Source organism: Chryseobacterium lathyri (assembly GCF_003290185.1).
In the GTDB taxonomy this organism is placed as follows: Bacteria; Bacteroidota; Bacteroidia; order Flavobacteriales; family Weeksellaceae; genus Chryseobacterium; species Chryseobacterium lathyri.
Map to the genome: position 1 here is coordinate 302,238 of NZ_QNFY01000002.1, position 15,106 is coordinate 317,343.

12 protein-coding genes are annotated in these 15,106 nt (G+C 38.1%); 6 read left to right on the plus strand and 6 right to left on the minus strand.

What is annotated here, in order from left to right; all coding sequences use genetic code 11:
* Positions 1–270 precede the first annotated feature (270 nt).
* Genes DRF61_RS03710 through DRF61_RS03725 form a run of 4 tightly spaced genes read right to left on the minus strand, consistent with a single transcriptional unit; the run spans position 271 to position 2,912 of the window.
* The gene (locus DRF61_RS03710) at positions 271–915 is read right to left on the minus strand and encodes a response regulator transcription factor (protein ID WP_111954173.1); all 645 of its coding nucleotides are present in this window, start codon (positions 913–915) and stop codon (positions 271–273) included.
* The gene (locus DRF61_RS03715) at positions 912–1,682 is read right to left on the minus strand and encodes a sensor histidine kinase (RefSeq protein ID WP_111954175.1); all 771 of its coding nucleotides are present in this window, start codon (positions 1,680–1,682) and stop codon (positions 912–914) included. Before DRF61_RS03715 ends, DRF61_RS03710 begins: the two co-directional genes overlap by 4 nt.
* A gap of 10 nt (positions 1,683–1,692) precedes the next feature.
* Entirely contained in the window at positions 1,693–2,337 is a 645-nt protein-coding gene (locus DRF61_RS03720; protein WP_146897049.1) for a hypothetical protein, read from the minus strand.
* 11 nt (positions 2,338–2,348) lie between these two features.
* Positions 2,349–2,912 carry a hypothetical protein gene (locus DRF61_RS03725; protein ID WP_111954179.1) on the minus strand — a complete coding sequence of 188 codons (564 nt, stop codon included), beginning with the start codon at positions 2,910–2,912 and terminating at the stop codon, positions 2,349–2,351.
* Positions 2,913–3,429: 517 nt separating this feature from the next.
* Between DRF61_RS03725 and DRF61_RS03730 the strand changes: the two genes are divergently transcribed.
* The 6 genes from DRF61_RS03730 to DRF61_RS03755 all read left to right on the plus strand — a co-directional run bounded on the left by DRF61_RS03730 (position 3,430) and on the right by DRF61_RS03755 (position 12,302).
* Entirely contained in the window at positions 3,430–4,011 is a 582-nt protein-coding gene (locus DRF61_RS03730) for a DUF4840 domain-containing protein (protein WP_111954181.1), read from the plus strand.
* A gap of 93 nt (positions 4,012–4,104) precedes the next feature.
* Positions 4,105–4,671 (plus strand): RNA polymerase sigma factor, encoded by a 567-nt coding sequence (locus DRF61_RS03735; protein ID WP_111954183.1) that lies wholly within the window; start codon positions 4,105–4,107, stop codon positions 4,669–4,671.
* Positions 4,664–6,061, plus strand: coding sequence for an outer membrane beta-barrel protein (locus DRF61_RS03740; RefSeq protein ID WP_111954185.1), 1,398 nt, complete (start codon positions 4,664–4,666; stop codon positions 6,059–6,061). The genes DRF61_RS03735 and DRF61_RS03740 overlap by 8 nt, the downstream gene beginning before the upstream one ends.
* Positions 6,062–6,102: 41 nt before the next feature.
* Positions 6,103–7,065 carry a T9SS type A sorting domain-containing protein gene (locus DRF61_RS03745; RefSeq protein ID WP_111954187.1) on the plus strand — a complete coding sequence of 321 codons (963 nt, stop codon included), beginning with the start codon at positions 6,103–6,105 and terminating at the stop codon, positions 7,063–7,065.
* Between the two features lie 185 nt (positions 7,066–7,250).
* Entirely contained in the window at positions 7,251–8,786 is a 1,536-nt protein-coding gene (locus DRF61_RS03750; protein ID WP_111954189.1) for a YifB family Mg chelatase-like AAA ATPase, read from the plus strand.
* 414 nt (positions 8,787–9,200) lie between these two features.
* Positions 9,201–12,302 (plus strand): non-ribosomal peptide synthetase family protein, encoded by a 3,102-nt coding sequence (locus DRF61_RS03755; RefSeq protein ID WP_111954191.1) that lies wholly within the window; start codon positions 9,201–9,203, stop codon positions 12,300–12,302.
* 43 nt (positions 12,303–12,345) lie between these two features.
* On the opposite strand, the gene DRF61_RS03760 is transcribed toward DRF61_RS03755, so the two are convergent.
* Together DRF61_RS03760 and DRF61_RS03765 are read right to left on the minus strand one after the other, a co-directional pair.
* On the minus strand, positions 12,346–12,822 hold the full coding sequence (locus DRF61_RS03760; protein ID WP_167409395.1) for a YdeI/OmpD-associated family protein: 477 nt from the start codon (positions 12,820–12,822) through the stop codon (positions 12,346–12,348).
* A gap of 72 nt (positions 12,823–12,894) precedes the next feature.
* Positions 12,895–15,105: a S46 family peptidase gene (locus DRF61_RS03765; RefSeq protein WP_111954408.1), complete on the minus strand. Its 2,211-nt coding sequence runs from the start codon at positions 15,103–15,105 to the stop codon at positions 12,895–12,897.
* Position 15,106 lies beyond the last annotated feature (1 nt).

Genomic DNA, 15,106 nt, shown 5'->3' on the forward strand with positions numbered 1-15,106 from the left:
GAAGATAAATTCTTTTTTAACGCAAAGGTTCATTTAGGAAGCGCATAATTTTGAGGAAGGCAAAAATTTAACCACAGATTGCACGGATTTACATGAATGATTGCGGATATTTGGAGGGAAAAATAAGTATCGTGTTTTTAAAGCTGAACTATTTTATGGATGATTAGAATAAAGAGGAAACAAAAAAATCCGGTATATTGTAAAAATCTACCGGATGAGTGATTGAGTTATAATGGTTTGGACTGTGTTGATTTAAAAGGAAAAATCACATCAGCATAAGTCATGTTTTAAGGCAAAAAGAACCAGGCCGACCCTGTTTTTTATTTCTAATTTTGTGAAAACAGAATCTCTGTAGCCATCAATAGTTTTTGGACTGAGGAACATTTTGTCCGCTATTTCCTTGTAGGTAAGTTCGCTGCAGGCCCATTTTATAAATTCTTTTTCCCTGCCTTTTAACTCGGAAAGGAGAGACGCATTTTTGATGTCTTCTGTTTTTACCTTTAACAATTTCTGGGCAACGAAATCGGTATAAAAACTGCCTTTGTCAAATACGGTATCTATCGCCTGAAAGAGGATAGCAGGCTGCATATCTTTCAGCAGATAGCCTTTCGCTCCCGCCTTCAGCATTTTGATAAGTACTTTTTCATCATCTTCCATAGTTAAAGCTATTACTTTTATGTCGGGATGATGCTCGGTGAGCCATTCTGTGGTTTCTATACCATTTTTATAAGGCATATTGATGTCCATCAGTACTACAGCGGGTAATTCTGAAGCTTTTTCTATGGCGGCAATAAAATCTTCGCCGTTGGGATGATTCATGATCACACTGTACTGAGGATTTTCCATAATCATATTTTCCAATGCCTTGGACATTAATGTATGGTCATCAACGATAGCGATGGGAATAGTTTTCATATGAAGTGTTTGTAATAAATTATCGAGGTTTGTGTTCCTTTATCAAGTTCCGACTGGATGGAAAATTCTGCATGGATCAGCTTAGCTCTCAGTTCCATATTCTTCAGTCCCGAACCATCCTGTATCTTGTCGGTATTAAAACCTTTTCCATTATCAGAGATATTGATTCGTAAGGTATTGTGATCATCTTCCAGTTTTATAGATACATTTTTAGCCCTGGAATGTTTTAAGATATTATTGATGCTTTCCTGAATGATCCGGAAAAGAATCAGCCCATGCTTGGGAGAAATATCAATATCCTGTTTTTGGGTGATGAATTCTATTTTTAATAATTTTAATTTCTGTATTCTTTTTACTTCTCTTTCAATAGATTCTGTCAATCCGAAATGAATGATTTGTTCCGTAATCAGGGTTTTAGATAGGTTTCTGATATCCTGGATACATTCGCCCAACAACTCACTCAGCTCGCTCAGTTCTTCTTTTTCTGCATTTTTCAGTTTGGAAATCAGCTGATTTTGTCTCAAACGGACCACAGAGAGCTTTTGTCCTACATCATCGTGTAATTCCTGTCCGATGTAATTCAGTGTCTGTTCCTTTATTTCCACCTGCGAAGTTGCCAGTTCTTTTTCAAACCGCATGTCTTTTTCTTTCTGCTCGATCAGAAGGGTTGTTTTCTTTTTGATAAAGACCACATAGATGAAGATCATCATCAGAACGACAATAAGTAAGGTAATGGTGAAGGTAATAACCAAATTATTTTCTTCCATACTTTAGATCTTATCTTGGTTTATCCTGTCTGTTCCAAATCAATCCCAGTATGAGTATCCCGTTACTGATAAGATTCAGCATAAATAAAATAAAAAAATAGATATGCTCTGAAACGGTAGTCCTGAAATAAAGGATCGGAATACTCCCAATAAAAAGAATCAGTAAAGAGACTGAAACCCAAAATGGTAAATAATTATTAAGCTCCAGTATTTTATCAGAATTAAAGGTCTGGTATAAAAATAAAATAATGGAAAACAGTAACAAAAGGATATTAGTATACAGCATATTAAAGGAGAAATGATGCAGCAGATCATCTTCTGTATAAAACATCACAATAATATTGACTGCAAACAGAATCAAAAGAATCAGCTGTAGTTTTTTTAAAATGGGCCAATACAGTAATTGAAAATAATACAGCAAATACAGGAAAAACACAATCATTAAAAAGCCAATCACGAAAAATATTTCAGTAGACCGGTGAGTAGATTTGAAATAGAAATAGCAAAAAATATCAATCAGGGAAAATAATATATACCCTGCAATAAAAAATAAATTCTCTTTTCTGATTTTCCTGTATTTGATAATCATCAAAGCCATTACCATAAGGGATATCATCATAGATATTTGTTTCCCTATTTCTATGTTCCAGTTCATGGCTTTATTTTTTACGGCATATCTGCGGTGGACACTTTAGGTGGGGGAGCAAGATTAGTCATATTTAGAACTTCCATCTCACTTACATTTATATTCTCACCTGTAGACCTCATCGCTTTGGACATTGTTCCTGAGCTATCTCTTTTCAGATTCTGAGCGGTAGGAACTAAGAAGATAGTCTGGTAGCCGGCGTATTCCGGTTTTGCCATTTTGTTTTTAGGATGATTCATAGGATATTTTCCCATATAAATTCTGATCCCCGGATTTTTAAGGTGTTGTTTTTTGGCGGTTTCTTTTACATAGTTAAGGTATCCTTCCATATCTTCTACAGAAAACCAGTACCAGCGTGAATCCGGTTCTCCGTTTCTGTATTTTGTAAGAATTACATTATTGGTTCTGGAATATTCATCATAAAGTATCCTGCCTTCACGGTAACTGATCAGTTTCTTTTTATAACTATCACTTACAGGTTCTTTTGGCGGTTCGGAGCAGCGTGTGCAGCTTAGCATACAAAAACTTAAAATAAGCAGAGCAAGAAGCGCGCTTAGACTTTTGAATAAAAAAGGAGTTTTCATTTTTATGGTTTTTAATTTTATAATACAAAATTAGGTAACTGCTCAACTCTATAAAAGGGGGAAAACACTGTTTTTATGAGTAATAAATTTACGACATTTTGTTTTGGAATTCAGGGAGATATGAATTTATTTGATCATAGCTTCTAAATATTTTCTTTTAGACTTCCATATCTAATATTTAAAACAAAAAATATTTGCAATACCCAGTACAATGGTTTGAAACGAATTCAAAAGCACTTTCTCTTGAATATAGATATTTTGGTTATTCTAAGAAGGACTCCACACTTATCTTTTCTGCTTTTCAATCCCAATAACTAAATATTTAGTTTTTAAATTTCAACGAGCAGAGTGTTTTTTGAATTGATATAAAATAAATTCAAAAGTTTATTCACAGTAAACCAGTGCTTTACAATATAATTTCATCCTTTTTTCAAAATTCCATGCAAGATTTCCCAAAAACCGGATTTTATAGATGAGTACTCAATACAATTAATGTTTAATGTAAAAAAATAATGAAATGAAGAATTCAATAGTACTTAAGGTTATTACAACCGCTTTAATTTTATCAATCATCTTCTCCCTGTTCTCGTGTATGAACGAGGACAGGATAGAAGTACCTCCCGTAAAGCTGGAAGATATTAACGGGAATTATAAAGGAAGGCTTATCACAGTGCAGGGAGAGTTGAGGTCGGAAAAAGTTGTAGATTTTAAAATAAAAAAAGATACCCTCACATTTCCGGAATTTCCTTTAAAAGAAATTGTAATGGCGGTAGTAAAAGATCCGGTGAAAACACAGAGTGCCATAGCAGCGATGGGAAAAGTGAAATATAATCTGAATTATACAACAGTATTAAATGCTGATAAAAACTGGGTAGAACTCACTTTTGTACCAAAAGTTCTTCAGCTTCAGATCCCGGTAGACGGAGCGATCAAAAACACAGTCGTAACGGTCGTAGCAAAACAAAAAGGATACTTTGTGGGGCTGGATTACACGCTGAGATTTGCCTTGGTAGCAGAAAAAATAACGGTAAATGGAACGGAATTGAGTCCTTTCGAGGCGATTAACTACAATTTCCCGTACTGCATAAAAACTAATTGATAAGATAATATAAACAATAGATTGTGGTTTGCCGGATGCGGTCTATTTTTGCGTTAAAATTTTAATCGGTGCTAAACCGGACCTTAGTCATACATGGAAGAAAACAAGGAGCAGATTTTAATAAAACGCCTTCTCACGAAGGAAGAAGCTGCCTGGAAAGAACTTTTCGGAAACTATTCCGGAAACCTTGCCGGGGTCTGTTCCCGTTATCTTTCAGGAAAAGATGATGTTCATGACGTTCTTCAGAACAGCTTTATCAAAATGTTTCGCTCCATAGCAACATTTGAATACAGAGGCAACGGTTCTTTGAAAGCATGGATGATCCGTATCACCGTAAACGAAGCTTTAAAGCATATAAAGCAGCATTCCGGCATAACAACAAATGAAGACCTTACAGAGCTTCCCGACACCCCCAATGATGAGGAACCGGATCTCGAGGAAATTCCCCAGGCAGCTATTATGAAAATGATACGCTCGCTTCCTGATGGGTACAGAACCGTTTTTAACCTGTTTGTATTTGAGAAAAAAAGCCATAAAGAGATTGCCGGGCTTTTAGGAATCGCAGAAAATTCTTCCGCCTCACAGTTTCACAGGGCAAAAGGACTGCTGATCCAGAAAATTAAAGAATTTAAAATGTCAAAAAAAGCACAATATGAATAATCGGTGGCTCAATGATCTGCACAGGAAAATGGAAGACCACGAAGAGGATGTTCCGAATGGGCTGTGGGAAGATATTAAAGATGAACTTTTTTCCGAAGGAGAAGAAAACGGAATGGCCGGAGGAATGATGCTTGAAGCTGATGATAAAAAAGAAAGTAAAACTATTTCTGTAAATAAAAAAAGCACTCTGTTCTACCGTATTGTTGGAATGGCTGCTGCCGTTACCATGCTGTTCTTTACAGGAAAGTTTTTACTGGAAATGAATGCAGAAACAGAACCTAAAATAGCGGTAAACTCTGAAAATGCTGATAACATTAAAAAAGATGGCAAAAAAATCAAAGAATCAGTAAAGGCAAGTACAAATGAGCAGGGCAACACCAAATCAGGTGAAAAATATAGTGACCAGGGAAATATATTAATAGGGAATGCTCATTCACGCACTATTTTAGAAAATATATTTAATAAAGAAACCATTGATCATAATAGGATAGTAACTGGGCCTGTGGAAAAGCAAAATAATTTAATTCCATTGGCAAAAAAAGAATTACCTCTATACAATATATCTCCTTCATTTAGTGAGAGTCCGGAATTGAAAGAGAAACAGGATGACGGGGAGATTTTTAACAATTATGAAAATAAACTTCCGGAAAAGTATGCCGGTACCGATAAATCTAAAATTTTAGGTCGTCCTTCCAAAAAATGGATGCTGAGCATGCTTACAGGAAATGTTTCCTCAAATTCTTCCGAACAGAAGTTCCCTGGCTACACCTCTATGAGCGGAAGCCCTATGACTTTCAATGATTTCTGGATCACCGGAACAGAACCTGATCCGCTTACAGAAGTCCTGCTGGCTAATCAAAGCAAAGAAGTTGAAGCAAGGATAAGACATAAAATTCCTGTTACATTTGGTGTTTCCGTGTATTATAACCTTGGGAAAAAATGGGGCATAGGAACAGGTGTCAATTACACAAAACTTACTTCAGAACTTCACTCCGGAAGCAATTCAAATTATATAAAAGGGGATCAGAGCATTCATTATATAGGTATTCCGGTACAGGTAAATTACAATGTCATTCAGAAAGGACGCTTTACAGGATATGTTACCGGCGGAGTGCTTGCCGAAAAAGCTGTAGCAGGGAAGCTTAAGACAAAATATATTGTAAATGATGAAGTTCAGGACGAACAGGAGGAACGGCTTGATGTGAAACCCGTACAGCTTTCAGTGAATTCGGCGATAGGGCTGCAGGTGAAAATTATTGATAAAATCGGGATATATGCAGAACCCGGAATAGGATATCACTTTAAAAATGATAATCAGCTCAATACCATTTACAAAGAAAAACCATTAAACTTTAATATGAAGTTCGGAATCAGGCTGTTACTGGATTGATATATTGAGTAAGACTAAAACAAACCATTAAATATTTAAATATGAAACCAAAACTGATTTTTTTGGCTTTTCTGTTCATGACCCTTCTGAATATAAAAGCACAGTGTAATCCAACCATCACAAGCCCGAGGCTGGGCGTAAAATTCCCGGATAAAATCCTGTTCTGTAACACCGAAACAGAGACACTTTCTACACAAACATTCGGAAGCTACCAGTGGTACAAACAGCAATGGACCTGGCAAACGCCTAATACCAATCCCTGGACACCAATTCCCGGGGCTGTTTCACAGACGTTAACCATCAATGGGAATGATGACCAGCTTTATTATTTTAAAGTGGCAGTTACACAAGGAGACTGTGTGGCAGAAAGCCCGGCTATTATGGCAGATGGATTCATGTATGCGCTTCCTGCAATGATGAGCACCTTTACACCCGGAACTTTTTCTCAGGTAGGACTTGGAGAATATAATATCTGTGCCGGAGCATCCATAAAATTTGATGATGCCTTTCCAGATCTCTATGGCAGCCATGTATGGTATAAATGCATTCCAGCCAGTGCGCCACCTTCCAATGGAGATCCTTGTGTTATAAATGGTGCAACTGGCGATACCTATATGGCAACAGAATCCGGAGAATATGGATTTTATGCCTGTACAGAGTACTGCCCGGATCAGTGTGAATTTTTAGGGACAGGAAATTTTGTAAAGCTGAATTTTGGTAACTGGGAGTTTTGCAGCCTGGGAACAGATGAAACAAAAGGCAAGGAAAAAGACCTGAGAATATACCCAAATCCTACAGCCCAGTTCCTTTATATCGGAAAAGAGTCCGATAAAACGTACAAAGCGGTTTCCATTATTGATATGTCAGGAAAAGTAGTTCTTCAGAAAAATGATCACCGTTTTAATGAGGCTATTGATGTGAGCAGGCTCGTACCCGGAAACTATATTATTCTTTCCAAAGACTCACAGGGAAATACCTATAAGAATAAATTCATAAAGAAATAACAGCATATGATCAATCCTTAGTTAGTTTTTTTTAATCATGATAAAGCCGGTACAGAGATGGTCTGTATCGGCTTATCTTTTTTAAGAATAAATTTTTTTAAATGCATTTTCAATCCAAAAACTATTCATGAAAAAGCTGATTTTTTAAAATATTATATTATTTATTTTTACAAAAAACGCCAATCATGTTAGTTAAAATTTATGGAAGTGCCATCTTCGGAGTAGCAGCACAAACCATTACTATCGAAGTAAATGTAGACACGGGAGGAGTAGGATACCATCTCGTTGGGCTTCCCGATAACGCCATTAAAGAAAGCAGTTACAGAATCTCTGCTGCCCTGAAAAATGTAGGATACAAAATTCCCGGTAAGAAAATCACGATTAATATGGCGCCTGCAGATCTTAGAAAAGAAGGTGCTGCTTACGACCTCTCCATTGCAATAGGGATTCTTGCCGCTTCAGATCAGATTCTTGCCGAAAATATCCATCAGTATGTTATTATGGGTGAGCTTTCCCTTGATGGAAGCCTGCAGCCCATAAAAGGAGTGTTGCCAATAGCAATTCAGGCACGTGAAGAAGGTTTTAAAGGAATTATACTTCCTATGCAAAACACCCGTGAAGCAGCAATTGTAGACAACCTGGAAGTTTATGGAGTAGAAAATATCAAAGAAGTAATTGATTTTTTTAACGAAGGAAAGCCTATTGAAAGAGTAATACTGGACACCAGAAAAGAATTTCAGGAAAAAATGAATGATTTTCCATTTGATTTTTCCGAAGTTAAAGGTCAGGAAACAGCAAAAAGAGCGATGGAAATAGCCGCTGCAGGTGGGCACAATATTATTCTCATTGGCCCTCCGGGAAGTGGAAAGACAATGCTTGCCAAAAGAGTACCGGGTATTCTTCCTCCATTAACCCTGAAAGAAGCTTTAGAAACAACAAAAATACATTCTGTAGCCGGTAAAATGGGCGCCGAAACGTCTCTCATGACTGTGAGACCCTTTAGGTCGCCACATCACACCATTTCAGACGTTGCATTAGTAGGAGGAGGCAGTTATCCCCAGCCTGGAGAGATCTCGCTTGCACACAATGGCGTTTTGTTTCTTGATGAGATGCCTGAGTTTAAAAGAACCGTTTTAGAAGTGATGAGACAGCCTCTTGAAGACCGTGAAGTAACAATTTCCAGAGCCCGGTTTACCGTAAACTATCCTGCCAGCTTTATGCTGGTGGCTTCTATGAATCCAAGTCCCAGTGGTTTTTTTCCGGACGATCCGGGAAACACCTCATCCGTTTACGAAATGCAGCGGTATATGAATAAACTTTCAGGTCCATTATTAGATAGAATAGATATTCATATAGAAGTACAGAAAGTTGAGTTTGAACAGCTGGCAGAGAAAAGAAAAGGAGAAAAAAGTTCAGATATTCGGGAACGGGTACTTAAGGCACGTAACATTCAGAATGAACGCTATAAAAACCTAAATATCAGCTACAATGCTCAGATTGGTCCTAAGGAAATTGAAGCATTTTGTAGCTTGGATGAAACATCCCTGCATCTCATTAAGCTCGCTATGGAAAAGCTGAATCTTTCAGCAAGAGCTTATGACCGTATCCTGAAAGTGGCCCGAACTGCAGCCGACCTGGAGGGGGTTGAAAATATATTATCCCATCATATTTCAGAAGCCATACAGTACAGAAGTCTGGACAGGGAATTTTGGAATGTGTAATCATGAAATTCTTAATATGGTTTCGTAAAATACATTCTGGCTTATTGAATGTTTCCTCCATTTTTGTTGATCAGGAAATGCTATTTCTCCTGTTTTCTTGATTTGATTTTACTAGATTTTGGCTTAAATCACGTATTGTAATGCTTAAATCCCTGTTTGGAGAAAGTTTATGATTATTTATTTCTTTATTTTAAATATTATGTTAAATTTGATTACCAAATTTTTAAAAATATTGCATTATGAAATAGAAATTAATAAACTGGATTTAAGTCAATCAATTCTGACTAACAATAGGCAAAGAATGTATAGCATTTTTTGTAGCTAATATGTACTAGGCTGTTTTATACAGGCTTAAAGCTCTGCCATAATGCAGTTCATCTGAAACTATTATCACCAAACAAAACAAAAACTAATATGCCGAATACACTATCAACGCCGTCGGGGCAGCCCGCTGGTGTACCGATTCTTTTATCCTCTGAAGACAGAGAAAGACTTCTCAACGATTTCAACAAAACAAATTGGGACTATCATAAAGAAGAAACACTGGTCTCTCTTTTCAACAACCAGGCACTCCTTCATCCCGAAAATCTTGCAGCTGTTTATCAGGACAGCTGGATCAGTTACCGTGAGCTCGATCAGAAAAGCAACCAACTTGCAAATGTACTGTTAGAGAAAGGAATACAAGAAGGAATGTTTGTCCCCGTATGGCTGGACCGTTCTCTCGAGTGGCTGGTTGCCATTCTGGGCATTTTGAAGACAGGAGCAGCTTATGTGCCTATTGATCCTGCTTATCCTGTAAAACGTGTAGAATACATCCTTGCAGATACCTCAGCGGGAATACTTATTACAGATACTCAGCGGGGAAATTCACTGGTGAAAGGAATTAACGCTGAAATTTTTTATCTGGATAATGCAGAAAGCCTGTCACATTTACCTGCTGAACTGCCTGATCTTACTATATCTCAGGATACATTAGCCTATACCATCTATACATCCGGATCAACAGGCAACCCTAAAGGGGTCATGATTTCTCACCATAGTATTCAACATTTGGTTACATGGCACAACCAGTACTTTCATGTTGATGACACATCACACCTTACCCTTGTTGCCGGATTGGCATTCGACATCTCCGTATGGGAAACTTGGTCAGCGCTTATTGCCGGTGCCGTATTGTATATTACCGGCAATGAAGATAGAGTAGAAGCTTCAGAGCTTGTGAATTTTTACCGTAGAAACAGCATTACCCATGGATTTGTCCCTTCTGTTCTTGCTCCTTCCGTTGTTGAAGAAACACGAAAGTATAATGACCTTGACCTTAAATATCTTTTCACAGGAGGAGAAAAACTTAAGCCTGTACTTACCAGCGAATTAAGTTATGAGTTAATTGATTATTACGGTCCTACCGAATGCACGGTTTATGCCACTTTCAAAAAAGTTAAAGATATGAATGGGCAATATGTTTCTTCAATAGGAAGGCCAATCGCCAATGCACAAGCTTACATTTTAGGAGAAAACAGCGAACTTTTGCCAGTAGGAGCCGTAGGAGAGCTACATATAGGAGGAAATCTTTTGGCTAAGGGTTATCTTAATAATGAAGAGCTCACATCTTCAAAATTCATTAACAGCCCATTCAGGGAGAACGAAAAGCTATACCGTACCGGTGATCTTGCCCGCTGGAAGTCAGATGGAGATATTGAATTTTTAGGAAGAATAGACAATCAGGTGAAAATTAGGGGCTTCCGTGTGGAATTGGGCGAAATTGAACGCTGCCTTGCCCGTTTGGAAGGAATACAGGAAGCAGCAGTCATTACAAAAGACCATGGAAATAATAAATATATTGTAGCCTTTGTCATAGTAAAGCCCGGTGCAAAAGCAGACGCTGCATGGGTAAGACAACAGCTGAAAGAAGAGCTGCCCGGTTATATGATTCCGGCTCAGATCATCAATGTTGATAAAATACCACTCACGGCCAACGGAAAAACAGATGCCAATTTGTTAAAAGAACTCGCAGATAAAGAGGCAAAAGAACTGATTTCTACAGAACCTCCTACCAATGAAACCGAAAGAATTATAGCAGATATCTGGGCTGAAGAACTTGAGCGTCCGGTGATTAATATGACAGATAATTTCTTTGATATCGGTGGAAATTCACTCCTTGTCGCTATAGTTGCAACCGCCCTGAATTCAAGATTGGATACCAAGGTTTATATGAGAGATATTTACCAGTTTCCGGTCCTTAGGCAGCTTGCCAATGAATTGATCACCAGAGCCAATGAAGCCTGTGAAGCCATTCCGAAAGAAGATGTAGAGCCTTATGTAGCCCTTCAGCAGGATGTTTACCTGGCTCCGGAAACTGTTTTTGCAGGCGGTTTCGATCCTAAACAACTGGAAAATCCTAAAACCATATTCCTGACCGGGGTTACCGGATTTGTCGGTATACATTTGCTTCAGGAACTTTTGGATACCACATCAGCAGATATTTACTGTCTGGTAAGGGCTCAGGATGAATTTCATGCAATGGAAAAAATTGACAGCTGCTATAAACAGTATCATATCGATAGAAAAGAAGAGCAGAAATCGAGAATCATACCTGTAATAGGAGATCTGTCCCTTCCGTTATTAGGGTTTTCTGAAGACCAGTTCAAAAAACTTGCAGGAATACTGGATCTTATTTACCACTCTGGCAGCTCCGTTAATTTTATAGAACCTTATTCTTACATGAAAGCTCCGAACGTAGAAGGATTAAGAGAAATCATAAAACTTGCCGGTGCCGAAAGAACTAAGTGTCTTGCCCTGCTATCTACTATTTCGGTCTACAGTTGGGGACATGTTTTTACCGGGAAAACCGTGATGATGGAAAGCGATGATATTGCTCAGAACCTAATGTCTGTAAGTAAAGATATCGGGTATGTAAGAAGCAAATGGGTAATGGAGGCGGTTGCAGATCTTGCCGCTAAAGAAGGTCTTCCTTTAATTACCTACCGTCTTGGCTATGCCATGTGCCACAGCGAAACGGGTGCCAGTGCTCCTTACCAGTGGTGGTCAGGTCTTGTGAAAAACTGTGTTGAATTTAAATCTTATCCTTTACTTACTGAACTAAGAGAAGGTCTGATCACGGTAGACTATATGACCAGGTCCATGGCTCATATCACAAAAAATAAAGATGCGATTGGTAAAAAATTTAACCTGATCGCAAGACCGGAAACCAATCTTACCCTGGAAAGCTTCTTTAACCTCCTGAAGAAATATTATCCGCTTACTCTTGAAGGCCTTCCCTACAAAGAGTGGAGAAAACAGTGGGAAGATGACAGCCGGAACCGTTTGTATCCGCTTACCAGTCTGTTTAAGGATAATATGCATGAAGGGCTTTCTACGGTAGAGCTTTATCAGAATACCTATATCTGGGACTGTTCCAATGTTATTCAGTTTTTGGAAGGATCTGGTATTGAGGAGCCTGCATTTGATAAGAAGATGCTGGATGCTTATCTCAAATATTTAGGAATTCCGGTGTAGAAATCTTTGAAATAATAGGGCCGGGATGTATGCCCGGCTTTATTTATATGCCCTTTTTTCCACTCAAAATCATTTCAATCATCCTGATCTTTCTGGTTTCTCTGGTTTCAGGCTTTTTCGCTTCCTCTATCCAGCGGATGTATTCTTTCCGGTGAGTATAGCTCATTTTGTCGAACAGGTTCTTTGCATCGGGATTTTCATTAAAAACAACGGCGATGTCATTTGCAATTTCAACAATTCTTTCCTCCTGATCTTCAATAAGGCTTACAACAATCTCATCGCCAAATGTTTTCCCCAACTTCTTTCGGATTTCCTGGGTCAAGCCTAAAATATGACAGTCAGATTTCATTTTAGCAAGGCTTCCACGGTATTCGACCTTATTGTCAAATATTGCTTTAATTTTAACCTGTCCTTTTTTGCCAAACAGTTTTTCCGCAGAAAAAGGAAACTCTACAAAAGCAGCATTCAGATTACCATTCTGTTTTATAATTCCGGTAAATTCTATTTCTTTTTTCATCATAGGTATTTAAAATTCAAAAATAAAAAAACCGTGAACGCAAATTCACGGTTTTAAAAATTTATCAGAAAAAGATTATTTTACCTTTTTTGTTTTCTTAGGCATTTGAGTAGTTCCTGAATTTTTAGACTTCGTATCAGGAGGTGTATTTTCTCCTCTTACAAGCTTTAATTCATCGATCAGCCTTCTTGCTCCTGCATATTTGTCGATTGTCCAAAGAACAAAACGTACGTCTACGTTAATTGTTTTCTGCCAGTCCTGTTCAAATACAATATCACCGCTTAATGCTTCGCTGTTTCCATCGAATGCAATACCGATAAGGTTTCCGTCTCCGTCAATAACAGGAGAACCTGAGTTACCACCTGTAATATCATTGTTAGAAAGGAAGTTTACAGGCATATATCCAGCAGCATCAGCATACTGTCCGAAATCCTTAAGATTATAAAGGTCGATCACTCTTTGAGGAAGATCGAATTCTTCATCACCTTTCTTGTATTTTCCTACAAGACCGGTCATATCAGTATAATAGTTGTCAGTAACTCCAAAGTAGTTTCTGTCATTTCTTACAGGAAGTTTATCTACTGTTCCGTAAGTTAATCTCATGGTAGAGTTAGCATCAGGATAGAATTTTTTCTCAGGCATAGCCTTCATTAATCCAGCTAAGAATAGACGGTTGTTCTTGTTGAAGTTATCGTCAACTTTAGAATACTTCTCCATGCTCATTTTCTGGTCAGCAACAATTCCGTTCGCGATTTTCCAAAGCGGATCAGCATCAAGTTTCAATGCATCTGGGTTTAATAAGAAATTCGTAGCAGAAGTCTTATTGGCAAAAATTGAAGAATAGGCTACATTAGAAAGAGTCTTAGAATCCAATCCTAAAATAGTAGCAGATGCCACCTCTTTATTGGTCACTCTTGATTGGTAAAGTCCAGCCATAGAAGCTAGCATTTCTCCCTCCAGAGAAGGATTGAAGTTTTCATAAGCTTCTTTGATTGCAGTTTCAGTTTTAGCTTTCATCGCTAATCTTCCTTGCATATCCTGAGCAGAATAAGCTTTAAGAACAGATCCTACCTGTAAAGCAAGAGTGATATATTTTGCATTTCTTGAGAACTGAGAAGCGTAGTTTCTTTCAACATTTCTGTCGGAGACCTGCTTGTAATAAGCGCCGATATCTTCTAAAATACCATCATATTCTGCGTTTCCTGGCAGTGCAGACCATTTTCTGTAAGTATCCTCAATCTTTTGTTTGTCGGCTATCGTTCCGTTTTTATCTACCGCATCAATAGTTCCCTGTCTGTTTTTCCAGTAGTTGGCTACAGAAGCATATTGAGACGCATAGTTAAGCTGAGTCGCTTTATCCTTGTCCATATACTTTTTCATAACATCCATAGCAAGCTTGGAAGCTTCCACCCAAGCCGGATAGTCTTTGTTTACCATCTGCTGAATTCCGTAAGATGTAAGGTAACGGTTGGTTCTTCCAGGATATCCTAAGATCATAGAGAAATCTCCAGGTTTGATCCCTTTAAGAGAAACAGGAAGGAAATGCTTAGGCTTCAAAGGAACATTGCTTGGTGCAAATTCTGCAGGGTTACCTGCTGCATCCCCGTATACTCTGAATACCGTGAAGTCAGCAGTATGTCTTGGCCATTCCCAGTTATCTGTATCACCTCCGAATTTACCCAATGATGAAGGTGGTGCACCTACCAATCTGATATCTTTATAATCCTGGTATACAAAATAGTAGAATTCATTTCCATTGAAGAAATCTCTTACCACTACTGTATATTTTCCGTTTTCAGAGTTTTCAGTCTGGATTGCTTTTGTTTCAGCATCAATAACTGCTTTTCTCTCTGCTCCGGTCATATTGTTGTTTAGCTTGGAAGTGATTCTCTGCGTAGCATCATCCATTCTAACTAAAAACCTTACATAAAGATCTTTTGCATTAAATTCGTCCTTCTGCTTCATAGCCCAGAATCCGTTTTTAAGATAATCTTTCTCCGGAGTAGAAGCGGCAGCTACGGCACCATAACCACAGTGGTGGTTAGTGAAAATAAGTCCTTTGTCAGAAACAATTTCCCCGGTACAAAAACCCCCGAAGCTTACGATAGCATCCTTTAAGCTTGAATTGTTTACTGAATAAATTTCTTCAGGTGTCAAATGCAGTCCCTCTTTTTGCATGTCGACCCCGTTAAGTCTTTTGATGAGCATTAACAGCCACATCCCCTCATCCGCCCTCATCTGAGCAAAGCCCAATAAGAAAGTGAACAGTAGAAATAGTCTTTTCATT

Bases quoted from the DNA above. Each gene is read 5' to 3' on its own strand.
- DRF61_RS03745 (WP_111954187.1), top strand. From the start codon at position 6,103: ATGAAACCAAAACTGATTTTTTTGGCTTTTCTGTTCATGACCCTTCTG.
- DRF61_RS03735 (WP_111954183.1), top strand. From the start codon at position 4,105: ATGGAAGAAAACAAGGAGCAGATTTTAATAAAACGCCTTCTCACGAAG.
- DRF61_RS03760 (WP_167409395.1), bottom strand. From the start codon at position 12,822: ATGATGAAAAAAGAAATAGAATTTACCGGAATTATAAAACAGAATGGT.
- DRF61_RS03765 (WP_111954408.1), bottom strand. From the start codon at position 15,105: ATGAAAAGACTATTTCTACTGTTCACTTTCTTATTGGGCTTTGCTCAG.
- DRF61_RS03740 (WP_111954185.1), top strand. From the start codon at position 4,664: ATGAATAATCGGTGGCTCAATGATCTGCACAGGAAAATGGAAGACCAC.
- DRF61_RS03720 (WP_146897049.1), bottom strand. From the start codon at position 2,337: ATGAACTGGAACATAGAAATAGGGAAACAAATATCTATGATGATATCC.
- DRF61_RS03755 (WP_111954191.1), top strand. From the start codon at position 9,201: ATGCCGAATACACTATCAACGCCGTCGGGGCAGCCCGCTGGTGTACCG.
- DRF61_RS03750 (WP_111954189.1), top strand. From the start codon at position 7,251: ATGTTAGTTAAAATTTATGGAAGTGCCATCTTCGGAGTAGCAGCACAA.
- DRF61_RS03710 (WP_111954173.1), bottom strand. From the start codon at position 915: ATGAAAACTATTCCCATCGCTATCGTTGATGACCATACATTAATGTCC.
- DRF61_RS03725 (WP_111954179.1), bottom strand. From the start codon at position 2,912: ATGAAAACTCCTTTTTTATTCAAAAGTCTAAGCGCGCTTCTTGCTCTG.
- DRF61_RS03730 (WP_111954181.1), top strand. From the start codon at position 3,430: ATGAAGAATTCAATAGTACTTAAGGTTATTACAACCGCTTTAATTTTA.
- DRF61_RS03715 (WP_111954175.1), bottom strand. From the start codon at position 1,682: ATGGAAGAAAATAATTTGGTTATTACCTTCACCATTACCTTACTTATT.